The sequence below is a fragment of the Alphaproteobacteria bacterium PA2 genome, assembly GCA_002256425.1.
Classification (GTDB): Bacteria; Pseudomonadota; Alphaproteobacteria; order Caulobacterales; family Caulobacteraceae; genus Phenylobacterium.
This window is the reverse complement of record NKIZ01000001.1, coordinates 565,833-592,760: the sequence shown is the minus strand read 5'-3', so window position 1 is coordinate 592,760 and position 26,928 is coordinate 565,833. Positions and strand designations below refer to the sequence as shown.

The following is a 26,928-nucleotide window of genomic DNA, read 5'->3' as shown; positions in this document are numbered from 1 at the left end:
AAAAAGAGGCTGATGATGAAACATCTCATGACGACCGTAGCGTGGACATGTCTCGCTGCTGTGATTTCGACTCCGGCCATGGCTGCAGAAGCCGATACCGGAACCACCCTTGAAGAAGTCGTGGTTACGGCGACCAAGTCCGAGACCAATCTGCAGAAGACTCCGATCGCCATCTCGGTCATGAGCGCTGAGGCCATGGTTGACCGCCATGCCGGCAGCCTGATCAGCCTGCAGGACGGCGCCATCCCCTCGCTCCGCGTTGCGCCCTTTGAATCCCGCCAGTCGGCTCTGGTCATCGGCATTCGCGGCATTGTGCCGTTCGACGCCAACCAGACCGCCCGCGACCAGGGCGTCGGCGTCTATATTGACGGCGTCTACATGGCCCGCCCCCAGGGTCTGAATGCAGCCCTGTTTGATCTGGAGCGCGTCGAAGTTCTGCGGGGCCCGCAAGGCACCCTGTTCGGTCGTAACACCGAAGGCGGCGCGGTCAGCATCGTCACCAAGGGCCCCAGCGGCGTCTTCGGTGGCCGGATGACCCTTGGCGTCGGGAACTATGGCTCCTACAACGCGGAAGTTCACCAGGACTTCGCGGAAATCGGCGACCTGTCCTTCAAGGTTGACGCCCTGGTCCAGCATCAGGACGCCACCACCAAGAACCCCATGCTCGGCCAGGCTGGCTGGAACCAGTTCAACCGCAAGGGCATCCGCCTGAGCGCCGTCTATCAGCCGACCGACAAATTCAGCGCAGCGGTGTCGGTGGACTATGCCCATGACCAGAACACGCCGTTCTTCAGCCAGCTGCTGAACTACAACCCCTACGGCAAGACGGTCCGCACCCTGGCTCAGGTTACGGCCGCCGCCGCAGCGCCGGCCGGCACGATCAACCCGCTCTCGCCTCTGGTAAAGGTGAACACCAGCCGCCAGACGGTTTCGCACATCGGAACGATCCAGCAGCCCAGCCTCGACGAGACCGGCGGCCTGACGGCCATCCTGAAGTACGAGGTTTCTCCCGACCTGGAACTGCGGTCGATCACCGGCCTTCATGCCGTCGGAACCAACCAGTTTGACAATTCGGGCATTGAAGCCCGCAACGTCTTCGCCCCCAACTCCAACTTCGGCCGGTACAGCCTTTCGGACCTGTATCAGCGCCAGATGAGCCAGGAGTTCCAGGCCATCGGCAATCTTGGCGACAGCTTCAAGTTTGCGACCGGCCTGTATTACTTCAAGGAACACGTCAAGGAATCGGCTGGAACGCCCTTCACCAACGTCTGGAACGCTGACGGCACCGCCTACACCATCCGCTCTGCCTATGGCTCCTTCGGTACGGGCGCCATCACCAGCGCCACCCAGGGCTGGCAGTACGGCACCCGCTTCATCCAGCGCGCCAGCCGGGCCGAAGCCATCAGCTACGCCGCTTTCTTCAACGGCACCTACACCCCGGCTTCGATGGAGAGGCTCCATCTGACCGTGGGCGGCCGTGTCACCAAGGACGAACGTAACGGCACCCTCTATGCCGTGGCCGGCAAGGCTACGAACTTCAAGTTCGACTACAGCAAGAGCCGGTTCGACCCCCTGGTGAACCTGGCCTATGACTTCAGCGACGACATCAACCTCTACGCCAAGTTCTCGACCGGCTATCGCGCCGGCGGCGCCAACGCCCGTTCGTCCACCTTCCAGGCTTTCGATGCTGAAGAAGTGAAGGCCTACGAAATCGGCGCCAAGATGGACCTGCTGGACCATCGCCTGCGCGTGAACCTGGCGGCCTACGCCATGGATCGCGACAACACCCAGACCGACTTCGACAATGTCGACACCACCCCCGGCAGCCCGACCCTGGGCGCTCACACCGAGGAAACCCGCAACTCGCCCGGCACGTCGAAGATCAAGGGCATCGAAGCCGACATCACCGCAGTGATCTCGGAAAACTGGAAGGCTGGCCTCTCCTACGCCTATACCAGCGTGAAGATCCCGGCTGCGCCCTTCCCCTTCACCGGCAATACGGACGTGCCGCTGGGAGCCCCCTTCCCGGTCTATGTGGTGTTCACCCCGCCGACGGCCGCTTCGGCCTATGTGGACTACACCCGTCCGGTTGGTAAGCTGACCTTCAAGGCTCACCTGGACGCCAACTATGCCGACGCCCAGTACGCCTTCCAGGCTGAATTCGCCGACGTTTCGCCAACCGGCAAGCTGGTCAAGCAGGTGGCTGTGAAGACGGACTCAAGCTTCATCGTCAACGGCAACCTGACCCTGGCCGACATCAATATGGGCAATGGCGACACCTCGGCTTCGCTGTCTGTCTGGGCCCGCAACCTGCTGAACGAAGAGCACATCTTCCGGATCTCGGCCGCCAACCGCGGCACGATCGGCGACTACGGCAACTTCAACGCGCCGCGCACCTACGGTGTTGAACTGCGGGTGAAGTACTAGGATCCTCGCCGGCGCCCCACGGGCGCCGGCGAACCTCTCATTCCCTCAGGATTCCGGGGACGACATCCCCGTACCTCTCCCGGAATCTTGAATACAAAGCCGCCAGGGTCCCACGCCCCGGCGGCTTTTCTTTTGCCGGAAGGTCGTACTAGGCCGCCTCGGGCCGACGGCGCCGCACCCGGGCCAGCCGTCGCAGCTTGCGCCAGAACCGGGTCTTCTGCGGCTCGGGATAGGGCTGGAGATTACGGACGAAATCCTCGGCGCAGGCGCGCCAGGAAAAGCCTTCAGCAAACCGGCGCACCACGGTGCGATCCAGCTTCAGGGCTTCCAGACAGGCTTCGCGCAGGCCCTCGGTGGCGGTCGCCGCCAGCACGCCGGCATTGGATCCGGGAATGATGTCGATGGGCCCTGGCGCGGGATAGGCCGCCACCGGCGCTCCCGTAGCCATGGCTTCCAGGATCACCAGGCCGAAGGTGTCGGTCAGGGACGGAAAGACAAAGACATCTGCGCAGGCGAAATGCGCCGCCAGCTCATCGCCGAACCTGGCGCCGGTGAAGACGGCGCCGGGATACTTCTCTTCCAGCTCTTCCTTCTGCGGGCCGTCGCCGACGACGACCTTGGTGCCGGGCAGGTCGAGACTGAGGAAGGCCTCGATGTTCTTTTCCACCGCCACCCGGCCCACAGACAGGAAGATCGGCCGCTGCAGGCCCGCATAGACATCGGGCTCATCCTCGCGCCTTGGGTGGAACTGGACCGTATCCACCCCCCGGGACCAGGCTGTGATGTTGTGGAAGCCGTGTTGCTCCAGCTCATCGCGCATGGTCGGCGTGGCGACCATCAGACGGCCGGACGGCTTGTGGAACCAGCGCATATAGGCATAGCCCGCCGCCAGGGGCAGGGGCAGGCGGGCCGAGACGTATTCGGGAAACCGCGTGTGATAGCTGGTGGTGAAGGGCAGCTTCCACTCCACACAGATCCGCCGGGCCGCCAGGCCGATCGGGCCTTCCGTAGCGATGTGAATGGCTTCAGGCTCGAAGGACTTGAACCGCTCCTGCACCGGCTCATAGGCGCCGACGGCCACCTTGATCTCGGCATAGGTAGGCAGGGGGAAGGTCTTGAACTGATCGGGGCTGATCACCTCTACCGTGTGGCCCATGGCCCGCATTTCTGCGATCACCTTGGTCAGGGTGCGGACCACGCCATTGACCTGGGGCTCCCAGGCGTCAGTGGCCAGCAGGATCCGCATGGGGCGCAAGCCGTCGATGTGGGTGCGGACGGCTTCCCGAACCCGGGTCTTGGTGGGCCTGTGAGGGGCCAGGGCCTCGGTCTGCAGCCAGGCCCAGAAAGCCCCCATGAGGGCTTCCCGCGTCGGGAAGTGCCGATAGACCGTCCGCTCGCCGACACCGGCCTCACTGGCAATTTCCGAATAGGTGACGTCCTCGACCGCGCCGTCTTCAAGCTTGCGGCCAACGGCCCGGAGAATCTGATCGCGGGTCTCGGCCTTCTGTCGATCGCGCAGTCCCGAGACATATCTTGGTGTCGGCTCTTTCATGACAGTAAGCCTGCCGCCAATTCATCTGCCCTGTCAAGACTCAGGCGGCCAGGCCCTCAGGCGTCACGCCATCGGAAATGGCCAGGTCGGTAATGGTGCGGTCAATCACGGACCAGGACCTCATCTTCGCCCATTCCAGAAGTTCAAGGGTCCCGTCGGGGTGTTCCGCCAGCGCCGTGCAACTCTCCACCCAATCGCCGTCATTGATATAGGTGATGCCGTCGATCTCGCGCATTTCGGCCTTGTGGATGTGGCCGCAGATTACGCCGTCGACGCCCCGCCGCCGGGCTTCCTCTGCTACGGCGGACTCGTAGTTCTCGACGAACTGCAGGGCGTTCTTCACCCTGGCCTTGAGGAAGGCCGAAAGGGACCAGTAGCCAAAGCCAAGACGGCGCCTGACCCGGTTGAACAGGGTGTTGGTCAGCAGCAGGGCGCGATAGGCGTAGTCGCCCACCAGGGCCAGCCAGCGGGCGTGCTGGACGACGCCGTCGAACTCGTCGCCATGGGTCACCAGGAACCGGCGGCCATCGGCCATTTCGTGAATGGCGTCTCGCGCGACGACCACGCCGCCGAAATGGACGCCGATGAAGTCCCGCACGACTTCGTCATGATTGCCGGGGACATAGATGACCTTCACCCCCTTGCGGGCCATGCGCAGGATCTTCTGGACCACATCATTGTGGGCCTGCGGCCAGTACCAGCCGGACTTCAGCTTCCAGCCGTCGATGATGTCGCCCACCAGATAGAGGGTGTCGCATTCCACATGCCGGATGAAGTCCAGCAACAGTTCGGCCTGACACCCCCTGGTGCCAAGGTGAATGTCGGAAATGAAAATCGAACGGTAGTGACGCACTTCAGGATCCATCTTCCCGGTCTCTCCGCTGACCCGAAACGCACGTCTGCTAGGCTGATTGCATGTCAGTGATGTGAAACCGGCCAATCATCTGTCCCGCCGTGGGCAAAGGGCCTATGCAGGAACCCATGGACGACGCCAGACCGCACGCCAGGGAGACGCCGAAAGCGGTGAGGACCCGCGCCCGGATTCTGGACGCGGCCATGAGTCTTTTTGCCACCGTCGGCTATCACCGCACAGACAACACCATGATCGCCGAGGCAGCGGGCCTGACCCGGGGCGCCATGCTCTATCACTTCCCGACCCGTGAATCCCTGGTGGAGGCGGTCATCGGCCATATCGACGCCGCCCGGGCCCGGCTGTTCGAAGCCGCCGCCGCCCATCCGCCCCATGTGGACGCCGCCGAGCACGCTATCGACGCCTATTGGAACCTGCTGCACGAAACACCTTTTGTGGCCTTTTCCGAGCTGGAAGCCGCAGCCCGCACCGACCCCATGCTCAAGACGCAACTCGCAGAGGCCCAGGCGGCCTTTGATCACGCCCAGGTCGGCGAAAGGTTCAACGCCCTGGCCCAGGCCGGCGCCGACCCCAGATTCCAGGCCAGCCGGGATCTCGGTCGGTTCCTGCTGGAGGGCCTGGCCAAGGGCGCCATGACCTATGACGAGACCGCCCGGCGGGACCGCCTGCTGCAGATCGTCAAGCGGGCTGTCCGCGCCCTGAACCGCAAGGGCGGCGTCCAGGATCTCTGGCCGGAAGGGCTCTAGCGCCGCTTTTCGGCCGCGATCCAGCGGTCCACCCTCTGTTCCAGCAGGGAGAGCGGCAGGGGGCCGGCCAGCAGTACGGCATCGTGGAAACGGCGGATGTCGAAGCGGTCGCCCAGGGCGGACCTGGCCTTTTCCCGAAGGGCGACAATCTTCATCTCGCCGATCTTGTAGGCCAGGGCCTGACCGGGCCAGGACACATAGCGGGCCAGTTCAACCTCGATGTTCAGGGGGGAGAGGGCCGTGTTGTCGGCAAAGCAGGCCCTGGCCTGATCAAGGGTCCAGCCCTTCCAGTGTATGCCTGTGTCCGCCACCAGACGGCAGGCCCGCCACATTTCATAGCTGAGCCGCCCGAAGCGCTCATAGGCGTCACGGTAGATGCCGATCTCGCCCCCCAGCTTCTCGCTGTAGAGGCCCCACCCTTCGGTAAAGGCGGTGACACCGGCATTGCGCCGGAAGTTCGGAACGCCCTGCAGCTCCTGACCCAGGGCGATCTGCAGGTGGTGACCCGGAACCGCCTCGTGAAGGGTCAGGGCGGGAAGTTCGTAGAGCGGGCGCTGATCGAGCTTTGACGTATTGACCATATAGCCGCCAGACACCCCCTGCTCGGGACTGCCGCCGAAATACCGGCCTGTGGTGTAGGTCTCCTCGATGTCGGCCTGCACCGGGCGCACGCCATAGGTCAGGCGCGGCAGGGTCGCGAACCAGGCTGGCAGCTCGTTGTCGATGCGCTTGGCGATCCGCGAGGCCTTCTCCAGCAGCTCTTCCCGGGAGGTCGCATAGAAGCGCGGATCACTGCGCAGATAGGCCTGGAAGCTGCGGAAATCCCCCTTGAAGCCGGTTTCGGCAATGACCCCGTCCATCTCGGCGCGGATGCGGGCGACCTCGGACAGGCCGATCTGGTGGATCTGGTCGGGGGTGAAGTCGGTCGTGGTGTGGTCCCCGACCAGCCACTTGTAATAGGCCTCGCCGCCCGGAACGCTACGGATCCCCAGGGATCTGCGACTGGCGGGCAGGTATTCCTTTTCGAGGAAGGCGACAAAGGCCCTCTGGGCGGGGCGGACCTGATCGGTGATCACTGTTGCGGCCTCACGACGAAGGCCCTCGGGATCAGCAACGCCGGCAGGAAGTTGGGCGAGGGGCGTCATCAGGGGATCGGTCCCGACAGTCGCCGCAGCCTGGGCCCGGGCGCGCTCCAGAACCTGCTGATTGGTGGACTCCGGCTGGGTGAAACCCGTGGCGACGCCCCGCCGGGCATTGGCGATATTGTCTTCATAGAATTTCGGCAGGGCCCGGAGCCGTGAAATCCACGCCCTGGCCTGCGCCGTGGTCCGGATCGGCGTGGTGGTGGCCACATAGTTCAGGGTCTGATGGAAGCCGCCGTCGGAGTTGAACGGCATCCGGGCCTCGTCAAAGGACAGGCTGGAAAGCTGCCGATCCAGTGTCCAGGTCAGGAAGTCCCGGTTCAGCCGCGCTTCATCTGACAGGCCTGCAACAGGAACGGCGGCGAGTTTCGCCCTGAAGGCGCCCAGGGCGACAGCCCGGGCCCGATCTGCGGCAGGGGTCACATCGGGAAGCCGGCCGAGGGCGGTCTGGTCCCCCTGCTGGCCTGCGGAATAGGGATCATCCCTCAGACTGTAGGCCTCATACTCCGCGACGATCCGGCTGATGGCCCTGTCGTCTGCAAGGGCGGGAGCGGCGACAAACAGGCAGATCAGGGCGAGCAGGGCCGGACGCATGGCAAATCCTCTTCAGTTCGGGGGCAGGCTAACGGACCTTGCCCGCGGCGTCGAACCCGGGCCATTCTCACGGCACTGATTTTTTTGGGGCCCCCGCCATGAGTTTCCTGACCCGCCGCAAGGCGATCGCGCCGCATGTCCATGAAGACGGACAGCACCGCCTGAAGGCCACCCTGAGCTGGCCTCACCTGGTGGCCCTGGGCGTCGGCGCGATCATTGGCACGGGGATCTACACCCTGACCGGAGTCGCCGCGGGTCTGGCCGGGCCGGCGGTGATCCTGTCCTTCGCCGTAGCCGGAGCGGTCTGCGCCTGTGCTGCCCTCTGTTATGCGGAAATGGCCAGCGTCATGCCGCAGTCGGGCAGCGCCTACGCCTATTCCTATGCGACCCTTGGAGAGGCAGTGGCCTGGATTGTCGGCTGGAGCCTGATCCTCGAATACACCCTGGTCTGCAGCGCCGTGTCGGTGGGCTGGGCGGGCTATGCCGGCGGCCTGATCGAACAGGCCCACTGGGCCATACCCAAGGCCCTGCTGGCGGGACCGGACGCAGGGGGGATCGTCAACCTGCCAGCCGTCTTCATCTCCCTGGTGGTCACCGGCATGCTCCTGGTGGGCACAAAGGAAAGCGCGACCGTCAATTTCGTCCTGGTCTGCGTCAAGCTGGTGGCCCTGGCTGGATTTGTCGCCCTTACCCTGCCCCACTTCGACGCCAGTCATTTCCACCCCTTCGCCCCCTTTGGCTTCGGCGCCCATGAAGTGGAGGGCCAGAAGTTCGGCATGATGGGCGCTGCAGCCATCATCTTCTTCGCCTTCTACGGCTTCGACGCCATCTCGACCGCTGCGGAGGAAGCCAAGAATCCCAGCCGAGACCTGACCATCGGCATTGTCGGCTCCATGGTCCTCTGCACCCTGATCTACATGGTGGTGGCCGCCTGCGCCCTTGGCGCCTCGCCCTATAATGTCTTCTCCAAGAGCCCGGAGCCCCTGGCCTTCGTCCTTCGGGAACTTGGCCAGCCGGGCCCCGCCGCCATCATCGCCGGCGCCGCCGTGGTGGCCATGCCGACCGTCATCATGGTCTTCATGTTCGGCCAGAGCCGGGTCTTCTTCGCCATGGCCCGGGACGGCCTCCTGCCGCGCTGGCTGGCGGCGGTGAACCCCCGCGGCGTACCGGCCCGGGTGACCCTGCTGACCGGGGTCATTTCGGCCGTCATCGGCGGGATCATGCCCCTGTCCGAGATCGCTGCCCTGGCCAATGCCGGAACCCTGGCCGCCTTCATCGCCACCATTGCGGCGGTTCTCGTCCTGCGCCGGGCCAGTCCGGCGGTGGAACGCACCTTTTCTACGCCCTGGGTCTGGGTGATCGGCCCGGCCGGGATCGCCGGCTGCCTTTATCTGTTCTCCAGCCTGGCCGCCCAGACCATCATCTTCTTCATGGTCTGGAACGTGATCGGCGTTGTGGTCTACCTGCTCTACGGGCGCTCCCGCAGCCGGCTGGCCGACAGCTAGGCGGGGGTGGATTCGCCGCCCGCCAGGCCCAGACGTTCTGACTGGAATCCGCGCTCACGGATGCCCTGCCACCAGGCGCGGTTCTCGACGTACCAGCGCACGGTGTCTTCCAGACCCTCGGCCAGAGGCGTGCTGGGCTCCCAGCCCAGTTCGTCCCTCAGCTTCGAGGCGTCGATGGAATAGCGGAAGTCATGGCCCGGCCGGTCAGCCACAAAGGTGATCCGTTCGGCGTGGGGCACATTGGCCGGCGCCAGCCGGTCCAGGTGGGCGCACAGGATCTGAATGACCTCCAGATTGCGCAGGTTCGAGTCGCCGCCAATGCAGTAGGTCTCGCCCAGACGACCCTTCTGCAGGACGGTCAGCAGGGCGTCGGCGTGATCGTCCACATGCAGCCAGTCGCGGACCTGACGACCATCCCCGTAGACCGGGATGGTCTTGCCCTCCATGGCGCGCAGCACCACGGTGGGGATCAGCTTTTCGGGGAACTGGTAGGGGCCGTAATTGTTGGCGCAGTTGGTCACCACTACCGGCAGGCCAAAGGTCCGATTCCAGGCCCGGACCAGATGGTCGGCGCCGGCCTTTGATGCCGAATAGGGAGAGTTGGGGTCGTAGGGCGTCTCTTCGGTAAAGGCTCCGCTTTCGCCCAGGGCGCCAAAGACCTCATCCGTCGAAACATGATGGAAGCGGAAGGTCGCCTTGCGATCTGCCGGCAGGGCGCTCCAGTAGGCCCGGGCGACTTCCAGCAGGACGGCCGTGCCCATGACATTGGACCGAACAAAGTCCAGAGGCCCGTCAATGGCCCGGTCATTATGGCTCTCGGCGGCCAGATGCATGATGGCGTCGGGCTGATGGCGCTCGAAGATCGCCGTGACAGCGGCCTGGTCACAGATATCGGCCTGCTCGAAGACATAGCGATCCGAGGCGGCGGCATCGGCGACATTCTCGAGATTGGCCGAATAGGACAGGACGTCCAGATTGACCACGTGATGGCCATCAGCAACAGCCTTGCGGACCACGGCGGACCCGATGAAGCCGGCGCCGCCCGTAACAATGAGTTTCATTTCGGTTCCAAAAACCTTGCGATGGGCAGTGAGCCGCCCTCGTTTCTTAACTGCCTCCTAGCAGCAGATCGTCATGGCTGAAATATCCGAGGGCGCGACCGGCGACGCCTTTTTCGTAAATCACGGCCTTGAGGCAGGGGAGTGGCTTGCCTAAAGTCGGATCTGACCTGCCCTGACGTGCATTTTCGCGTCGGCAGCATCGGCTTCAGGATTTCATCGAAGGCGATCGGCAGGGGCGCGCATCGGCGCCGCTGGGGAATGGCGTGAAGTCAAAGACAAGTCCGGACTCGGGCAGGCCATCGGGTCCGCCTGCTGGCGCTCATGCTGGTGGACCAGGCGGTCCTGGTCGTCGTCCCGGCATGCCGGACCTGACCTCGGGGCCCATTGGCCCGACCTTGCTGGCCTTCGCCCTGCCGGTTCTGGGCACCAACGTCCTTCAATCCCTGAACGGCACGGCAAACGCGGTGTGGGTCAGTCACGCCCTTGGCGCGGCAGCCCTGACCGCGACCACAAACGCCAACACCATCTTCTTCCTGATGCTGGGATCCGTATTCGGCATCACCATGGCGGCAAATCTTCTGATCGGTCAGGCCATCGGGGCCGGTGACCGGCATCTGGCCAAGCGGGTGGTCGGCACCGCCATCATCTTCTTCGCCGTGATTTCGATGATGGTCGGCTTTGTCGGCTATACCTTCACGCCCGCCATACTCACCGCCATGCAGACCCCGCCGGACGCCAAGGCCGACGCGATCATCTATCTGCGCGTCATCTTCATGGCCATTCCGTTCATGTACTTCTTCTCCTTCGTACAGATGGGGCAGAGGGGCGCCGGGGATTCCAAGACACCCTTCTATTTCTCGCTGTTTGCTGTGGCCCTGGAGGTCTGCCTCAACCCCATGCTGATCATGGGCATCGGGCCCTTCCCGAAGATGGGTATCGCCGGGTCAGCCACCGCGACCCTCGTCAGCCAGACCCTGACCCTTGGTCTGATCATCGCCTGGCTCTACCGGACCGACTCCATCCTGGTTCTGAAGCGGTCCGAATGGGGTCTGCTGAAGCCCGACCTGGCGATCATGAAAAGCCTGGTGACCAAGGGCCTGCCCATGGGCCTGCAGATGTTCGTCATTTCCGGCGCCGCCGTGATCATGACCCGGTTCGTCAATGGCTACGGATCCCAGACCGCCGCAGCCTATGGCGCGGCCATACAACTGTGGACCTATGTGCAGATGCCGGCCATGGCCCTTGGTATGGCGGTCTCGTCCATGGCGGCCCAGAACGTCGGGGCAGGCAAGATGGATCGTGTGGACAAGGTGGCCGGGATCGGCGTGACCTATGCCGCCCTGCTGAGCGGCGTGCCCATCCTGATCATCTATGCGATCGAGCCGGTCGTCCTGCGCATGTTCCTGCCCGCGGGAAGCCCGTCAATTCCGATCGCCATCCACATCAATTCCTTCGTCCTGTGGGGCTTCATCCCCTTCGGCATGAGCTTCATTCTTTCAGGCATAGTCCGGGCGACCGGGTCGGTGTTCCCTCCCCTTATCTCCATGGTGATCTCGCTCTGGATCATCCGCATTCCCTTCGCCATGTCCCTGCAGCCCGTGCTGGGCGCCGACGCCATCTGGTGGAGCTTCCCCCTGGGGTCCATATCATCGCTGATCATGGCGGCGGCCTGGTTCAAGTGGGGACCCTGGCGCAAGGGCCGACTTCTGGAGACCATTCCCCGGGGCGATGCCCCCGACACGGGACATGGCGCCCCAGGTGGCGTCGAGGAAACCGAAATGGCCGAAGCGGCCCGCTGAGCACTTCCGCTGCAGCAGACCGACTGTTGTCGTCAGCTATCGCCCGTCAGACTTTCGACCACGGGCGCTTCTGCGTGCAGGGAATCCCGCGCCTCAAGGTCAGACCGGATGCGTGCGTGGGTCTCCGCGTCCAGTTTCCACCCCAGGAAGCTTGCGCCGCCAAGCATGACGAAGACGATCGGACCGAGGGTGAAGGCCAGCTCCAGACCCCGGAGCGCTTCGGGGGTATTGATCGCACCCTCTGCAGGGTTGAAGCCGATGACCGAGAGAACGGCATAGGTGATCACGCCCGCCATGGCTGAAGCGACCTTGGCCATGAGGCCGGTGAAGGCATAGATCAGGGTGATCCTCTCGCGGCCCTGCTCAAGGCGGATCTCATCCCCGAAATCAGCGGTCATGGCCCGGGTCATCATGGTGAATGCCGCGGCCATGAAGCCGCACCAGACCATGGTCGGAATGGCGAGCAGGAAATTGGCCTTGGGCACCAGCAGAACCGTGCAAAGGCCCAGGGAATAGGCCACCGACGCCAGGAAAAGGGTCCGGTGCTTGCTGATGCGCATGGCCAGGGCCGCCGCGGCCGGGGCGCCGAGTGCGCCCGATATCACATAGATCCCCAGAAGAAGTGATCCCTGACCCACCGTGAAGCCCAGGGCGTGGGTAAAGAAGAAGACATAGAGGGCGCTCATCCAGCCCGGCCCAAGCACAAGGGCCGCCTCACCGACCAGCAGGCGCAGGAAGGAAGGGTTCCTCGCCATGCTCCAGTAATCCGCCCAGGGAATGGCCCGCTTGCGTCTGATTTCCGGGGCTATGGGTTCGGGGGCGAAGACCACCACAATGGCGACGGCGACCGGTAGGGCCAGCATGGCGAACCAGCCGATCATCTGCACGGCCTGCGCGTTGGACTGCCCCACCTGTTCGGCAAGTGACGGAATCGCAAGGACGATCAGCGAGCCGACAATACTGATGGGGGTCGCCAGGCCGAAAAGCCGCGACCTCTCATCATACTGGGTGACGAGGGTCGCGCTCCACGCAAGGTGGGCCAGCACGACCATGGAATTGCCCAGATAGAAAACAAAGAGCCAAGTCACGAGATATTCGGCGCCAATGCCTGGCGGGGCCATGAACAGCTTATATATGCCAAGCATCAGAAGCGGCAGGCCGGCCACAAACCAGAGACGGTATCGTCCCCAGGGAGTGACGAACCTGTCCATCACCAGCCCCAGGATCACGTCGATCCCGAAGTCCAGCATCCGGACCGTGAACCAGGCTCCGGCGATGACCATCAGGGGAATCTTGAGGTGGCTGGCGAGATAGGGCTGCAGGAAAATCGCAAACCCGATCCCTATCCCGCCCAGGGGAAGGCCAGTCGCTGAAAAGGCAAGGATTGCAGGGAGGCTTAAGCGTCCCCCTGGAGTCGGCAGAGCCGTCCCGGTTCGTCCGCCTTGAGATGCCATACTCTACTCCTGCCCCGTCCTGGTTCCGCCTCGACTAGTGGTTCGGCTCGACCAGCGCCGAATAGACCAGGGTCCGGAGCTCGCGACGGATGGGATAGGTGCTCGACCCCAGCAGCTGGGTCATGAAGACCACCGCAATGTCTTCGACCGGATCAATCCAGAAGGCCGTGGAGGCGGCCCCTCCCCAGTAATACTCCCCCGGGCTGGAGGGCAGCATGGCCTTCACCGGATCAACGGTGACCGCAAAGCCAAGGCCAAAGCCGACCCCGGCATTGGTGGCTTCCGAGAACAGGGACCGGGAGAGCCTGGTCAGATCCTGACCGTCCGGCAGGTGGTTGGAGGCCATCAGGGCCAGGGTCCTGGGCGCCACGAGGCGATGGCCGTTGAGTTCGCCGCGGTTGGCCAGCATCCGGCAGAATTTCATGTAGTCGTCGGCCGTCGAGACCAGACCACCGCCGCCGGAGTGGAAGACCGGGGTCCTGTGATAGGCGCTGGTCTCGGCGTCATCCTGCAGATCCAGGCCGCCGCTGGGGGTCGGCATGTAACAGGACGCAAACCGGTCCTTCTGATCCGGACGCACGGAGAAGCCGGTATCGGACATGCCCAGGGGCCCGAAGATCCGGTCCTGCAGGAATTTTTCGAAGGGCATGCCGGAAATCCGCTGGACCAGAACGCCCAGCACGTCGGTTGCTACCGAATAGTTCCAGGCCTCCCCCGGCGAGAACTCCAGGGGCAGGCGGGCCAGATCATTGACGAAGCCGTCCATGTCCGAAGGGCCGGTCATCTCGGCCACCTTCAGCTTGCGATAGGCGGCGTCCACATTTGTCCGGGACTGGAAGCCATAGGTCAGGCCGGACGTGTGGCGCAGAAGGTCGATCATCTGCATGGGCCGGGCGACGGGCGTGGTCATGTAAGGACCGGTGCCGGCGCTGTAGACCGCCAGAGTCTTCCACTCGGGAATGAACCGCGCCACCGGATCCTCAAGGGCCACCAGGCCCTCTTCCACCAGCATCATGAAGGCCAGGCTCGTGATCGGCTTGGTCATGGAATAGATGCGGAAAAGGGTGTCGCGGGTGGCGGGCTTGTTCCGTTCGATGTCGGCCTTGCCCAGCACGGCCTCGTGAACCAGCTCGCCTTTCCGCAGGATCTGGATCTGGGCGCAGGGAATCCTGCCGGCATCCACGTATTTGGCCGCGAGGAAGGCGTCGAGCTTGTTCAGGCGTTCCGTGGAGAAGCCGAGGGTTTCAGCTTTGGACATGGCGGGTTTCCTCACTTTTCCGGATTTGAAGGGTCGCCCCCTTCTTTCCGTTGCGTAATTCGAACAAGCGTTTGATATTGCCGTCAAACGGACGTTACGGGCCGGGTGAATTGTCGGCCAGACTAATTTTCAACTTAAGCCGCGAAACAGCGGCGCTCCAGGGAGGCCAGACCATGGCGTGGGATTTTGAGACCGATCCGGAATTCCAGAAGAAGCTGGACTGGATTGAGGATTTCATGCGCGACGAGGTCGAACCTCTCAGCCATCTGGGCATGGCGGCGCACGGACCCCTGGGCCGTGAAAAGTTCATCAAACCCCTGCAGCAGAAGGTCAAGGATCAGGGCCTGTGGGCCTGCCATCTGGGCCCCGAACTGGGCGGCCAGGGCTATGGCCAGCTGAAACTGGGCCTGATGAACGAAAAGCTTGGGCGCAACGGCCTGGCCCCCACCATCTTCGGCTGTCAGGCGCCGGACACCGGAAACGCCGAGATCATCGCCCATTACGGCACCGACAAGCAGAAGGAGCAGTACCTCTGGCCCCTGCTGAACGGCGATATCCGTTCGGCCTTCTCCATGTCCGAACCGACCGGCGGATCCGATCCCCTGACCTTCAAGACCCGCGCCGTGCTGGATGGCAATGAGTGGGTCATCAATGGCGAGAAGTGGTACTCGACCAACGCCAAGTGGGCCAAGGTGCTGGTGGTCTATGCCATCACCGATCCCGATGCGAAGGACCCCTATCGCCGCACCTCGATCTTCCTGGTGCCCACCGACACCCCCGGCGTGCGGATCATCCGCAATGTGGCGGTTGGCGGCGGCGGCGAGATCGGCGGCGGCAATGAAGGCTATGTGGAATACAAGGACGTCCGCGTTCCCTATGACGCCCTGCTGGGCGAGCGTGGCGCAGCCTTCGTCATCGCCCAGGTCCGCCTTGGCGGCGGTCGGGTCCACCACGCCATGCGGACGGTCGGCGCCTGCAAGCACGCCCTGGACCTGATGTGCCAGCGCGCTGTCTCCCGCAATACCCGGGACGGCAAGCTGTCTGATCTGCAGATGGTCCAGGCCGACATCGCCGACAGCTGGATCGCCCTGGAAAGCTTCCGCCTTCTGGTGCTGCGCACAGCCTGGCTGATCGACAAGCACAAGGACTACAACATGGTCCGCAAGGACATCGCCGCCATCAAGGTGATGATGCCCAAGGTCTATGGGGACATCGCCACCAAGGCCGCCCACCTGCACGGCGCCCTGGGCGTCTCCAACGAAATGCCCTTCATGCACATGGTGACCAGCTCACTGGTCATGGGCATAGCCGACGGTCCGACCGAAGTGCACAAGGTCACCCTGGCCAAGCAGGTCCTCAAGGATTATCGGCCCGACAATGACCTCTTCCCGGCCTACCACATCCCGAAGCTGCGTGAGGCCGCCCACGAAAAGTTCGCGGACGAACTGGCCGAGATGAAGGCCGAGTACGCGAAATCCAGGGGTGACAAGGTCGGCCCATAAGCCGACTCGACAACCGCACCTTCCGAAGGAAGGATGGCAAGGATTAATGGGGCGGCTTCTCGCGAGGCCGTCCTTTCCTTTTGTGGTCCAACTGATTTTTCCGAGCTCACCATTATGACTGAACCCGCTCCGACCTGGCCCGTCATGACCATCGCCCAGGCCCACGCCGCCCTTACGGCCCCTGGCTCCCGGTTCGAGATGGAGGAAAGGCTGATCCGCGGGGTCCTCACCCGGACCTGGAAACACGCGCCGCCGACCCTGAGGGACATCTTCCTCAACGGCCAGACCTTCCCCGACCGGGAATTCCTGGTCTACGAGGACGACCGCGCCACCTACGCCGCCTATGGCAAGGCGACCCTGAAGCTGGCCCATCAACTGCTGGCCGACGGGGTGAAGAAGGGCGACCGTATCGCCGTCATCATGCGCAATCTGCCTGAGTGGCCCGTGGCCTTCTGGGCGGGCATTCTGGTGGGCGCCATTGTCACCCCCCTGAACGCCTGGTGGACCGGGCCGGAACTGGAATACGGCCTGGCCGATTCCGGGACCAAGATCGCCATCGTCGATGACGAGCGCCTGGAGCGGATCACCGAGTCCCTCGACGCCCTGCCTGCCCTGGAAAAGGTCTATGTGGCCAGGTTCGCCGGCGCGCCCCTGCACGAGCGGGCCCACCTGCTGGAGGGCGTGATCGGCAAGGTCAATGACTGGGACAAGTTGCCCGCCCTTCCCCTGCCGCAGGTCGAGCTGGACCCTGAGGACGACGCCACAATCCTCTACACCTCCGGCACCACCGGAAGGCCCAAGGGCGCCCTGGGCACCCATCGCAATATGACCTCCAACGTCATGGCCGGCGGCATCAGCGCAGCCAGGAACTTCCTGCGGGCCGGCCAGCCCCTGCCGGAAAGCGATCCCCACAAGCTGCCACCAAGGGTCGGCCTGCTGGTGGTGCCCATGTTCCACGCCACCGGCCTGTCAGCAAATATGGGTCCGACCATGAACGCCGGCGGCAAGATCGTCATCATGCGTCGCTGGGAGCCGGAACAGGCCATGCAGCTGATCGAGCGCGAAAAGGTAAGCTCCACCGGCGGGGTTCCCACCATTGCCTGGCAGCTGATCGAACACCCTGCCCGGGAGAAGTACGACCTGTCCTCCCTGGTGGCCGTGGCCTATGGCGGCGCGCCGTCGGCCCCGGAACTGGTGCGCAAGATCGTCGAGGTCTTCCCGGCGTCGCAGCCCGGAAATGGCTGGGGCATGACCGAGACCACCGCCACCTTCACCGGTCATTCCGGCAAGGACTATGAAGCCCGTCCGGAAAGCGCGGGCCCCGCTGCGCCCGTGGGCGAGATGCAGATCCGTGATCCTGCCGACGGGAAAACGGTCCTGCCGATGGACGCCGTGGGTGAGCTCTGGGTCAAGGGACCCCAGGTGGTGAAGCTCTACTGGAACAAACCCGAGGCCACGGCCGAGACCTTCCAGGACGGCTGGCTGCGTACGGGCGACCTGGCCCGCATTGATGAGGAAGGCTTCCTCTTCATCATCGACCGGGCCAAGGACATGCTGATCCGCGGTGGCGAAAACATCTACTGCGTCGAGGTCGAGAACGTGCTTTACGAGCACCCTGCGGTGATGGACGCGGCCCTGGTCGGCATTCCGCACAAGACGCTTGGTGAAGAACCGGCGGCGGTCGTGCATCTGAAGCCCGATAGCCAGGCCACCGAGGCCGAGCTTAGGGACTGGGTTCGCACCCGCCTTGCGGCGTTCAAGGTTCCGGTTGAGGTCCGCTTCTGGCCCGAGACCCTGCCGCGAAACGCCAACGGCAAGATCCTCAAGACGGAATTGAAAAAGGTTTTTGAGGCGCGTGGATGAGTTCTGAATCAGCAAAGCCCCTGATCGTCGGAATCGGCGGGACGGTTCGCGAAGGATCTTCGACGGAAAGGGCCTTGCTGGCTTCCCTGAGGACGGCAGAGGCCGGAGGCGCCCGGACGCAGTTTCTTGGCGGCGCATTCCTGGCGAACCTGCCAATCTATAATCCCCAGCCCGGCGGCCCGACGGCCGATCAGGTGGCCCTGGCCGACGCCGTCCGTGAAGCCGACGGGGTGATTATCGCAACGCCCGGCTATCACGGCTCCCTCTCCGGGGTGATGAAGAACGCCCTGGACACCCTGGAGATCCTGAGGACCGACGATCGGCCCTATCTGACCGGACGCGCTGTCGGGGTGATAGTGACGGCTGAAGGGGCGCAGGCGGGCGGTACGACATTGACCGCCGTCAGATCGATCATACATGCCCTGCGAGGCTGGCCGACGCCGTTTGGCGCAGCACTCAACATCAATTCCGGATCCTTCGACGCCGATGGCGCCCTGAAAGACCCCAAAGAGGCCTGGCAATTGAACACCGTCGCCGAACAGGTGCTGGAGTTCGCCCAACGGAGTGTGCGCCCATGAAGCGTCCCTACCTGGTGACCCCCGACGCCGCCGCAAAGGCGGCCGTCGATGATGCGACCACCAGCGCAATCTCGCCCATCGAAGACATCATCGAAGACGCCCGCAATGGCCGTCCCTACATCCTGGTGGACGCCGAGGACCGCGAGAATGAGGGCGATGTCATCATTCCCGCCCAGTTCGCGACGCCGGACCAGATCAACTTCATGGCCAGGTTCGCCCGCGGCCTTATCTGCCTGTCGATCACCGCCGAGCGGGCCCGCCAGCTGCGTCTGCCACCCATGGCCGCTGAGAACCGCGAAGGCATGGGAACGGCCTTCACCGTCTCCATCGAGGCGAAGGAAGGCGTCACCACCGGGATTTCGGCCCATGACCGGTCCCACACGGTGGCTGTCGCCGTCGATCCGACCAAGGGTCCCGACGACATCGTCTCGCCGGGCCACGTCTTCCCCCTCGTCGCCAGGGATGGCGGCGTTCTGGTCCGGGCCGGCCATACCGAAGCCGCCGTCGACATTTCACGCCTCGCAGGTCTCAACCCCGCCGGCGTGATCTGCGAGATCATGAAGGATGACGGGTCCATGGCCCGGCTACCCGACCTGGTGGCCTTCGCCCAGCTTCACGGGTTGAAAATCGGCACCATCGCCGACCTGATCGCCTATCGCCGTCGCACGGAGCGCCAGGTGGAGCGGGTTCTCGAAACCCCCTTTGAGAGCGGCTTCGGCGGCAAGTTCCGGATGGTGATCTACCGCAACATTCTGGACCGGACCGAGCATGTGGTCCTGACCAAGGGCAGGATCGACCCTGACAAGCCGACCCTGGTGCGCATGCACCGGGTGGACTTCGCCGCCGACATGCTCGGCGGCGCCGCCGAGCGTCGGGATTATGTGCAGAAGTCCCTTGCCGCCATCACCGGGTTTGACGGGGCCGGCGTCGCGGTTTTCATCCGTGACTCCAATCCGTCCTGGCTGTCGGAACGGTATGGCGCAGAGGCCAATGTCGACCACGGAGCCAATGTGCTGCGCGACTACGGGGTCGGGGCGCAGATCCTGCTGGATCTGGGCGTGCGCGACATGGTCCTGCTGAGCAACAGCTCGACGGTCCTGCCCGGCTATGGCGGCTATGGCCTGAAGATCGTCGGGCGCCAGGACCTGGCGTGAGCCTGTGGGTTGAAGCTGTCCGCGCCACCACCGCCGACCTTCCGGCGGTGGCCAACCTGTTCCAGCTCTACATTCACGACTTCAGTGAGTTCTGGTTCGATTCTGCGCAGGGCGAACTCGGAGCTGACGGTCTCTATGACCTTCCCGGCAATCTCGACACCTATTGGCATGACCCTGACCGCGCCGCCCTGTTGCTGAAGCGGGACGGGCGTCTGATCGGCTTTGCCCTGCTCAATGGCCACGCCCACAGTGGCAAGCCGGCGGACTGGAACATGGGCGAGTTCTTCATCGTGCGGAAGCACCGCCGGGCCGGAGTCGGAACCGCAGCCGCCCAGGCTGTCTTCGCCCGGTTTCCCGGGCGATGGGAAGCCGCCGTCGCCCGGCGCAATATCGGCGCCCTGGCCTTCTGGCGAGGGCTTGCCCATAGCCACGAAGATGTTGAAGTCCTGGACCTGAATACGCCCAACTGGAACGGACCCATTCTCAGGTTCACGGTCAGGGCTGGCGCCATGCCTTCAGACTGAAAAGTCGGATTGCCGTTTTCTTACGGGAAAATTCAGCCTATACAGGCCCGCGCAGCATTGCACCGCCCGGCCGAAAGGTCGGGCGCCGTCATTTTAGGAACCTGTCATGACCGACATTCTGATGCCGAAGGCGACCGCCGTCTGGCTGGTGGACAACACCTCTCTGACCTTCGATCAGATCGCTGATTTCTGCGGCCTGCATCCCCTGGAAGTCCGGGGCATCGCCGACGGCGAAGTGGCGCGCGACATCCGCGGCGCCGACCCCATCGCCAATGGCCAGCTTTCCCGCGAAGAACTTGACGCCGCGCAGGCCAGCGACGCCTACCGGATGGTCGCCCAGAAGAGCCGCCATGCCGAGCTGCTGAAGCCCGTGAAGAAGGCGCCGCGCTACACGCCGGTGTCCCGTCGTCAGGATCGCCCGGACGCCATCGCCTGGTTCCTGCGCAATCACCCCGAAGTTACGGACGCGCAGATTTCGCGCCTGCTGGGCACCACCAAGGCCACCATCGACCAGGTCCGCAACCGGGCGCACTGGAACTCGGCCAACATCAAGCCTGTGGATCCGGTGACCCTGGGTCTGGCGACCCAGATGGAGCTGGACTCGGTGGTCCGCAAGGCCGCTGACAAGCGCGCCAAGGACGACGCCAAGCGCGGCATTGTCGAGCCTGACGGCCCGACCCTCGAGCCCGCATCAGAAACCGGCGTCGTCAGCCATGACGACGATCACGTCGACTCGCAGGTCGATCATCACGATGACGAGGACGGCGACGAAGACTAGGTCTTCATCGCCTGACGCGGCCGGAGCAGCGAAATCCGAGGTCTAGTGGGCGGTGGCCCGCAAGGCCTCGATCTGCTCTTTAAGCTTGAGTTTCTTCCGCTTCAGGTCCTTCAGCTTCAAGTCATTGGCGGCGGGACGCGACAATTCGTCGTGTATCGCCTTGTCGAGGCTTTGGTGGCGGGTTCCAAGTTCACGAATGCGGGCATCTACAGCCATGTCGGCGTATCCTTCCAGTGAGCGAACCTCGAGAGTGAACACCCGCTGACGCCATCTGTCAGATCACATATGATTGCGCGGCCGATCTTTTTCCCGGCGCCCAATTTGCAGGCTCAGAGGCCAAACCGGTGACAGACTCCCCCCGCCCCCGACTCGTGGTTGGCATTTCCGGCGCCAGCGGCGTGGCCTATGGACTGCGCACCCTGGACGCCTGCCGGGAGCTGGGGGTTGAGACCCACCTGATCCTCTCCAAGGCTGCGGGCCTGACCATCGCGCAGGAAACCAGCCAGACCATTGCAGATGTCCAGGCGCGCGCTGATGTGAACTACAAGGTCGGCGATGTCGGCGCTGCTGTCGCCTCGGGCTCCTTCAGGACCCTGGGCATGATCATCGCGCCCTGTTCCGTGCGGACCATGAGCGAAATCGCTTCGGGCGTGACCTCGTCCCTCCTGACCCGCGCCGCCGATGTGACCCTGAAGGAAAGGCGCAATCTGGTCCTGATGGTCCGGGAAACGCCCCTGCATCTGGGCCATTTGCGGACCATGGTGCAGCTGGCGGAAATGGGCGCCGTCATCGCCCCACCCCTTCCGGCCTTCTATGCAAAGCCGGCAAGCCTGGATGAAATGGTTGACCAGTCCGTGGGACGGGCCCTCGACCTGTTCGGGCTGTCCTGGGCCACGGTCCGCCGCTGGGGCGAGGATGTCGGCCCGATTTCCGGAGATAGCTGAATGTCACTCTGGGACTGGAGCCTTGAGGCCTACAGCCTGCCTGGCGTTCCCGAGGCCTGCCTGGACCTGCAGGACGAGCATGGCCTGAACACGGCCTTCCTGCTCTGGGCCGTGTGGGCTGAAGGCGCGCCGGACAGTGTGCTGGACGAAGCCGTCGGCCTGACAAAGACTTGGGATGAAGCCGTCCTCAAGCCGATCCGCGCCGTGCGGCGACGGCTGAAGCCAGACTTTCCCGGTATTGGTGACGCTGCGCGGGAGGGCCTGCGCGAAGATGTGAAGGCTGCCGAACTTCGGGCCGAGCGGGTGTTGATGGAAACCCTGGAAGACCTGGCGAAGAACGCCAGTGGCGGAACCCCAGCCCTGGACGCCCTGATCGCGGCAAGCCGCGCCTGGGGGATCAATCCCCCGGAAGCAGCCCTGTCGAACCTCGCCGCCGCCCTGCGGTGACAGGAGCGCCCTTGCGCTTGGGGCAGGGTGGATTCATCATGGTCGGCAAGGGAGTTGGGTTCCACAAATGAACGATGATGAAGGCGACGAAGAAGCTGAAGCCCTCATCCGGGCCAGACTGGCCATAGCCCAGCAGGATCACGCCGATCTCGATGTCGCCGTTCAGGCCATCGCCGCAGCCCCGGTCCCTGACATGATGGTGATCAGTCGCCTGAAGCGTAAGAAGCTGCTGCTCAAGGACGAGATCGAGCGGCTGAAGGATCAGCTCACTCCGGACATCATCGCCTAGGGCTCGGCAGTTACGCCTTTGGCGATCAGAGAGTTGATCGACTCCTGGGAAATTCCTGCTTCGGACAGGACCTCGCGGCTGTGCTCGCCAAGCGCTGGTCCTGGCCAGCGGACGGCGCCGGGGGTCTCGGACATCTTCGGGAAGGTGTTCTGCATCTTCACCTTGCCGAAAACCGGATGGGCGGTTTCAACAATGGCGTTGCGGGCGACGAACTGCGGGTCGGTCAGCATGTCGGGTGCGCGGAAGACCCGGCCCGAGGGAATGCCCTTTTCTTCGAGCAGGGCGAGAAGCTCTGCAAGGTCCCATTCCCGGGTCCATGCGGCGATGATCTGGTCCAGCTCGGTCTGGTTCACGCCCCGGGCGGCGTGGGTCGCAAACTTCGGGTCAGCCGACAGGTCCGTCCGCCCCATGGTCTCGGCCAGGCGTGAAAAGACCGTATCGCCATTGCCGCCGATCAGGATCATCTCGTCATTGCGGCAAGGATAGACGTTGGACGGGGCTATGCCCGGCAGGATGGCGCCAGCCCGTTCCCGGACATAGCCGGTCAGATCATATTCGGTGACCAGGTTCTCCATGACCGAAAGCACGCTTTCATAGAGCGCCGCATCGATCATCTGGCCCCGGCCGGTGCGGCTGCGGTGATGCAGGGCCATGGTGATCCCCATGACGGCATGCATGGCGGTCAGGCTGTCGCCTATGGAAATGCCGGCCCGGGCCGGTGGGCGGTCTGGCTCCCCCGTTACATATCGGAGTCCACCCATGGCCTCGCCGATCAGGCCATAGCCGGCGCGCTCGGCATAGGGGCCCGTCTGACCGAAACCCGAAACCCTGGCCATGATCAGCCCGGGGTTCCGCGCCGCCAGGGCCTCATAGCCCATGCCCCACTTTTCCATGGTGCCCGGGCGGAAGTTCTCGATGAGGATGTCGGCCTGATCGATCAGGGTCGCCGCGACTTCACGGCCCTCGGGGGTACGCAGGTCCAGGGCCAGGGACCGCTTGTTGCGACCGATCACCGGCCACCAGGGCGACAGGCCCTTGGGCAGGGACCGGCCCCACTGGCGCATGGGATCGCCCTTCCCCGGATCTTCGATCTTGACCACATCAGCCCCGAAGTCCCCCAGGATCTGCCCACAGAAGGGTCCGGCGATCAGGGTGCCCATTTCCACGACCTTCAGGTCGCTGAGCGGGCCGGCGGGGGGTGAGGTCATCGATAGTCTCCCGGTTTGGCTGCGCTTTGGAGCCGTGCGCGGGGCGCCTGTCAATCCGCCGCTTTCCAAGTGCCGGGTGCGGGCGTATTTGCGCAGGCATGACCAGCTACATTTTTCCGCCGCCCGCCCAGACCACAGTGCCCGTCGAGGGCCAGGACGCCGTCTTTCCCGTACGCCGCATTCTGTGCGTGGGACGCAACTACGCCGCCCACCGCGCCGAAATGGGCGGGGATGACCGCGAGCCGCCCTTCTTCTTCTCCAAGCCGGCAGACGCCATCCGGACTCCGGGTCAGGACCCGGCCTATCCAACTGTGACCAGGAACCTCCATCACGAGATTGAGCTGGTAGTGGCCCTGAAGTCCGGCGGCGCCGACATTGCGGCTTCTGAGGCCCTGGACCACGTGCTGGGTTACGCCGTCGGCGTCGACCTCACCCGTCGCGACCTGCAGAATGCGGCCAAGGACAAGGGGCATCCCTGGGACTCCGGCAAGGCCTTTGACGGATCGGCGCCGATTTCGGCCATCCGCCCGTGGAGCGGCGCTCCACCGCAGGGCCGGATCGCCATTTCAGTGAATGGCCAGGTCAAGCAGGCTTCGACCATCGACAACATGATCTGGAGCGTGGCCGAAGTGGTGGCCGAGGCCTCGAAGCTCTGGACCCTGGCGGCCGGCGACCTGATCTATACCGGCACTCCGGAGGGGGTCGGCCCCCTGGTCAAGGGCGACAGGGTCGAGGGCGAGATTGAAGGCGTTGGCGCCCTGACCTTTACGGTGGCCTGAGATGACCTTCACCCTCTACAGCGCCTGGCGGGCGACCGCCCCCTATCGCGTGCGCATCGGTCTGAAGCTCAAGGGCCTGGACTATGACTATGTGGGTGTGAACCTGCTGGCAGGCGAGCAGCACAAGCCGGCCTATCGTGCGGTCAATCGGCAGCGCCTTACCCCGGCCCTGGACCTGGGCGATGGCGATGTCATGACCCAGAGCCTGGCCATTCTGGAATACCTCGACGAGACCTATCCGGAGCCCGCCCTCCTCCCCGGCGACGCCCGGGCCCGGGCCCGCATCCGCGCCATGGCCATGGTCATTGCCTGCGACGTCCATCCCCTGAACAATACCCGGGTCGCCCGGGCCCTTGAGGCCATGGATGTCTCGCCGGTCCGCCGGGCCAAATGGACGGAGCGGTGGATCATCGATGGCTTCCAGACCCTCGAGCCGATGATCGCCGAGTTCGGCAAGGGCTATGCCTTTGGCGACACCCCCACCCTCGCCGACTGCTGCCTCATTCCCCAGATCTATTCCGCCAACCGGTTCGGCGTGTCCCTGGAGGCCTTCCCGGCCATTGCAGCCGTTGGCGAACGCGCCGCCAGCCACCCGGCCTTCATGGCGGCCCACCCGGACCTTCAGCCGGACGCCGTCCATGCTTGAAGACCTGAAGGCCAATAACCGGCGCTGGGCCGCCGCCAAGCTCTCGGTGGATCCGGGGTTTTTCGAACGCCTGGCTGGCCAGCAGTCGCCGGAATTCCTCTGGATCGGCTGCGCCGACAGCCGGGTGCCCGCCAACGAGATTGTCGGCCTGGATCCCGGCGAGCTGTTCGTTCACCGCAATGTCGCCAATCTCGCGCCGCCGCAGGACGCCAACTATCTCTCGGTCCTGCAGTTCGCCGTGGATGTCCTGAAGGTCAAACACATCATGGTGGTCGGCCACTATGGCTGTGGTGGCGTCGCCGCCGCTGTGGATGGCAAGCGCAGGGGTCTGGTGGACCACTGGCTCCACCCCATCCGTGAAATCGCGAACCGTTGCCGCCATGAACTGGACGCCATTGAGGGCGATGCAGACCGGCTCGACCGGCTCTGCGAGCTCAATGTCATCGCCCAGGTCAAGAATGTCGCCTCCGACGTCTTTGTTCAGGACGCCTGGGCCCGGGGACAGGACATCAGTGTCCACGGCTGGATCTACGCCATCGCCGATGGCCTGGTGACAGACCTCGGCGTCACAACGAGCAATACAACGGATCTGCAGCGCCTGGACTAGGACCCATCATGACCTCACCAGACCCTGTGGAGGCGAAGATTGCCCAGGCCGCGGGATGGCTGAGGGACAATCTGCTGAATCACGCCGACATCGCCCTGGGCGAGGTCCTGCGGACAAGGCCCGACCATGCCCTGGCCCGGCGGCTTCGGTCGATCGCCGCCTTTCGGCTGGGACGGATTGAAGAGGGCCTGACGGGCCTCCAGGCCGCCGCCGATTCCGAACCCGCCAATCCCCGGGCCTGGGCCGATCTTGCTGTGGCTCTCCGTGACGCCGGTCGGCCGGAGGATGCACAGGCCGCCTATGGCCGGGCGGCTTCCGCGCAAAGCCCGACTGCGGGCCCGCCGCCCCCCCTGGAAACCCAGGTCTTCTGCACCGAACTGGCCCGTCACGACTTCACCATCGTAGACTATCCCTACTCATCGGAAATCCGTTATGGCGCTGGTCGACCAGCCCACCCCGAACTGACAACCCTGATCGGCACGGGTCGGGAAACCTACAGGGACCTCATCGCCAGCCTGGGCGATCTGCAGGCCGACTTCGCCACCATTCCCCTCGGCGGAACCTATGACGGGCCGACGCCGTTCTGGCTGAACGCCTGGTTCTCGCCGCTGGACGCCATGGCCCTGACAGGCCTGCTGAAGCGTCACAATCCCCGCAGGATGATCGAGGTCGGCTCCGGCGTTTCCACCAAATACGCCCGCCGGGCCATCAGGACCTACGGCCTTCAGACCCACCTGACCTCCATCGATCCGCAGCCCCGCAACGAGATCGATCAGCTCTGCGATCAGGTCATCAGACTGCCGCTGGAACGATGTGATCCAGCCATCTTCCAGTCCCTGGAAGCCGGCGACATCTGTTTCATCGACAGCTCGCACCGGACCTTTCAGGGCTCGGACGTCACGGTCTTCTTCCTGGAGATCCTGCCCAGACTGAAGCCCGGGGTGATCGTGCACATTCACGACATCTACCTGCCAGAGGACTATATCTCGGGACACGTCCATCGGCTGTGGAACGAGCAGTACCTGCTGGCCGTGGCGCTTCTGTTCGGCGCCTCGAATTTCGAGATCCTGTTCCCCAGCTGGTTTGTCATGCGCGACCGCGACCTGATCGGTCAGGCCAACGCCCTGCTGCGCAAGGGAAGGCTGGAAGGCATGGACCTTTACGGCTCCAGTTTCTGGCTGCGCAAACTCTGAGGTCCGA

General features: G+C 64.2%; 25 protein-coding genes. 17 read left to right on the top strand and 8 right to left on the bottom strand.

Going from position 1 to position 26,928, the window contains the following annotated elements:
• Nucleotides 1–12: 12 nt before the first annotated feature.
• The gene (locus CFE28_02965) at nt 13–2,427 is read left to right on the top strand and encodes a TonB-dependent receptor (protein ID OYU69046.1); all 2,415 of its coding nucleotides are present in this window, start codon (nt 13–15) and stop codon (nt 2,425–2,427) included.
• A 148-nt stretch (nt 2,428–2,575) separates the two neighbouring features.
• Here the strand turns inward: CFE28_02965 and CFE28_02960 are convergent, their stop codons facing one another.
• Both CFE28_02960 and CFE28_02955 read right to left on the bottom strand, forming a co-directional pair.
• On the bottom strand, nt 2,576–3,979 hold the full coding sequence (locus CFE28_02960; GenBank protein ID OYU69045.1) for an alpha-mannosyltransferase: 1,404 nt from the start codon (nt 3,977–3,979) through the stop codon (nt 2,576–2,578).
• A gap of 40 nt (nt 3,980–4,019) precedes the next feature.
• A complete protein-coding gene (locus CFE28_02955) occupies nt 4,020–4,844 on the bottom strand; it encodes a UDP-2,3-diacylglucosamine hydrolase (GenBank protein OYU69044.1) in 825 nt (274 codons plus the stop codon).
• Between the two features lie 116 nt (nt 4,845–4,960).
• On the opposite strand from CFE28_02955, the gene CFE28_02950 reads away from it, so the two are divergent.
• Nucleotides 4,961–5,596 carry a TetR family transcriptional regulator gene (locus CFE28_02950; GenBank protein ID OYU71526.1) on the top strand — a complete coding sequence of 212 codons (636 nt, stop codon included), beginning with the start codon at nt 4,961–4,963 and terminating at the stop codon, nt 5,594–5,596.
• Here CFE28_02950 and CFE28_02945 read toward each other — a convergent pair.
• On the bottom strand, nt 5,593–7,332 hold the full coding sequence (locus CFE28_02945; GenBank protein OYU69043.1) for a DUF885 domain-containing protein: 1,740 nt from the start codon (nt 7,330–7,332) through the stop codon (nt 5,593–5,595). The two genes, CFE28_02950 and CFE28_02945, sit on opposite strands and share 4 nt — an antisense overlap.
• Before the next feature lie 98 nt (nt 7,333–7,430).
• Here CFE28_02945 and CFE28_02940 point away from each other — a divergent pair, with 98 nt between their 5' ends.
• Nucleotides 7,431–8,837, top strand: a complete 1,407-nt coding sequence (locus CFE28_02940) for an amino acid permease (protein OYU69042.1) — start codon at nt 7,431–7,433, stop codon at nt 8,835–8,837.
• On the opposite strand, the gene rfbB is transcribed toward CFE28_02940, so the two are convergent.
• On the bottom strand, nt 8,834–9,898 hold the full coding sequence (gene rfbB, locus CFE28_02935) for a dTDP-glucose 4,6-dehydratase (protein ID OYU69041.1): 1,065 nt from the start codon (nt 9,896–9,898) through the stop codon (nt 8,834–8,836). The two genes, CFE28_02940 and rfbB, sit on opposite strands and share 4 nt — an antisense overlap.
• Before the next feature lie 359 nt (nt 9,899–10,257).
• Here rfbB and CFE28_02930 point away from each other — a divergent pair, with 359 nt between their 5' ends.
• Nucleotides 10,258–11,697, top strand: a complete 1,440-nt coding sequence (locus CFE28_02930; protein OYU69040.1) for an MATE family efflux transporter — start codon at nt 10,258–10,260, stop codon at nt 11,695–11,697.
• Between the two features lie 32 nt (nt 11,698–11,729).
• On the opposite strand, the gene CFE28_02925 is transcribed toward CFE28_02930, so the two are convergent.
• Nucleotides 11,730–13,151, bottom strand: coding sequence for a hypothetical protein (locus CFE28_02925; GenBank protein OYU69039.1), 1,422 nt, complete (start codon nt 13,149–13,151; stop codon nt 11,730–11,732).
• A 34-nt stretch (nt 13,152–13,185) separates the two neighbouring features.
• Nucleotides 13,186–14,409 carry a serine hydrolase gene (locus CFE28_02920; protein ID OYU69038.1) on the bottom strand — a complete coding sequence of 408 codons (1,224 nt, stop codon included), beginning with the start codon at nt 14,407–14,409 and terminating at the stop codon, nt 13,186–13,188.
• A gap of 173 nt (nt 14,410–14,582) precedes the next feature.
• Between CFE28_02920 and CFE28_02915 the strand changes: the two genes are divergently transcribed.
• The 6 genes from CFE28_02915 (at nt 14,583) to CFE28_02890 (ending at nt 20,808) form a co-directional block, all read left to right on the top strand.
• Nucleotides 14,583–15,911 carry an acyl-CoA dehydrogenase gene (locus CFE28_02915; GenBank protein OYU69037.1) on the top strand — a complete coding sequence of 443 codons (1,329 nt, stop codon included), beginning with the start codon at nt 14,583–14,585 and terminating at the stop codon, nt 15,909–15,911.
• Between the two features lie 114 nt (nt 15,912–16,025).
• Entirely contained in the window at nt 16,026–17,774 is a 1,749-nt protein-coding gene (locus CFE28_02910; protein ID OYU69036.1) for a fatty acid--CoA ligase, read from the top strand.
• Complete coding sequence (locus CFE28_02905; GenBank protein ID OYU69035.1) at nt 17,771–18,352, top strand: FMN reductase; 582 nt, start codon at nt 17,771–17,773, stop codon at nt 18,350–18,352. Before CFE28_02910 ends, CFE28_02905 begins: the two co-directional genes overlap by 4 nt.
• Complete coding sequence (gene ribB, locus CFE28_02900; GenBank protein OYU69034.1) at nt 18,349–19,506, top strand: 3,4-dihydroxy-2-butanone-4-phosphate synthase; 1,158 nt, start codon at nt 18,349–18,351, stop codon at nt 19,504–19,506. The genes CFE28_02905 and ribB overlap by 4 nt, the downstream gene beginning before the upstream one ends.
• Entirely contained in the window at nt 19,503–20,030 is a 528-nt protein-coding gene (locus tag CFE28_02895; GenBank protein ID OYU69033.1) for an acetyltransferase, read from the top strand. Before ribB ends, CFE28_02895 begins: the two co-directional genes overlap by 4 nt.
• Nucleotides 20,031–20,136: 106 nt before the next feature.
• A complete protein-coding gene (locus CFE28_02890) occupies nt 20,137–20,808 on the top strand; it encodes a hypothetical protein (GenBank protein OYU69032.1) in 672 nt (223 codons plus the stop codon).
• A 42-nt stretch (nt 20,809–20,850) separates the two neighbouring features.
• Here CFE28_02890 and CFE28_02885 read toward each other — a convergent pair whose 3' ends face one another.
• A complete protein-coding gene (locus tag CFE28_02885; protein ID OYU69031.1) occupies nt 20,851–21,024 on the bottom strand; it encodes a DUF465 domain-containing protein in 174 nt (57 codons plus the stop codon).
• 128 nt (nt 21,025–21,152) lie between these two features.
• Between CFE28_02885 and CFE28_02880 the strand changes: the two genes are divergently transcribed.
• The 3 genes from CFE28_02880 (at nt 21,153) to CFE28_02870 (ending at nt 22,488) form a co-directional block, all read left to right on the top strand.
• Entirely contained in the window at nt 21,153–21,752 is a 600-nt protein-coding gene (locus CFE28_02880) for a 3-octaprenyl-4-hydroxybenzoate carboxy-lyase (GenBank protein ID OYU69030.1), read from the top strand.
• Nucleotides 21,753–22,199 (top strand): TIGR02444 family protein, encoded by a 447-nt coding sequence (locus tag CFE28_02875; GenBank protein OYU69029.1) that lies wholly within the window; start codon nt 21,753–21,755, stop codon nt 22,197–22,199.
• A gap of 67 nt (nt 22,200–22,266) precedes the next feature.
• On the top strand, nt 22,267–22,488 hold the full coding sequence (locus CFE28_02870) for a hypothetical protein (protein OYU69028.1): 222 nt from the start codon (nt 22,267–22,269) through the stop codon (nt 22,486–22,488).
• On the opposite strand, the gene CFE28_02865 is transcribed toward CFE28_02870, so the two are convergent.
• Nucleotides 22,485–23,696 (bottom strand): formyl-CoA transferase, encoded by a 1,212-nt coding sequence (locus CFE28_02865; GenBank protein OYU69027.1) that lies wholly within the window; start codon nt 23,694–23,696, stop codon nt 22,485–22,487. The two genes, CFE28_02870 and CFE28_02865, sit on opposite strands and share 4 nt — an antisense overlap.
• Nucleotides 23,697–23,794: 98 nt before the next feature.
• Here CFE28_02865 and CFE28_02860 point away from each other — a divergent pair, with 98 nt between their 5' ends.
• The 4 genes from CFE28_02860 to CFE28_02845 are packed head-to-tail and all read left to right on the top strand — an operon-like array spanning nt 23,795 to nt 26,921.
• A complete protein-coding gene (locus CFE28_02860; protein ID OYU69026.1) occupies nt 23,795–24,475 on the top strand; it encodes a fumarylacetoacetate hydrolase in 681 nt (226 codons plus the stop codon).
• A 1-nt stretch (nt 24,476) separates the two neighbouring features.
• Nucleotides 24,477–25,121: a maleylacetoacetate isomerase gene (gene maiA / locus CFE28_02855; GenBank protein ID OYU69025.1), complete on the top strand. Its 645-nt coding sequence runs from the start codon at nt 24,477–24,479 to the stop codon at nt 25,119–25,121.
• Nucleotides 25,114–25,728: a carbonic anhydrase gene (locus tag CFE28_02850; protein ID OYU69024.1), complete on the top strand. Its 615-nt coding sequence runs from the start codon at nt 25,114–25,116 to the stop codon at nt 25,726–25,728. The genes maiA and CFE28_02850 overlap by 8 nt, the downstream gene beginning before the upstream one ends.
• 8 nt (nt 25,729–25,736) lie before the next feature.
• Nucleotides 25,737–26,921, top strand: coding sequence for a hypothetical protein (locus CFE28_02845; GenBank protein ID OYU69023.1), 1,185 nt, complete (start codon nt 25,737–25,739; stop codon nt 26,919–26,921).
• Nucleotides 26,922–26,928: the final 7 nt, after the last annotated feature.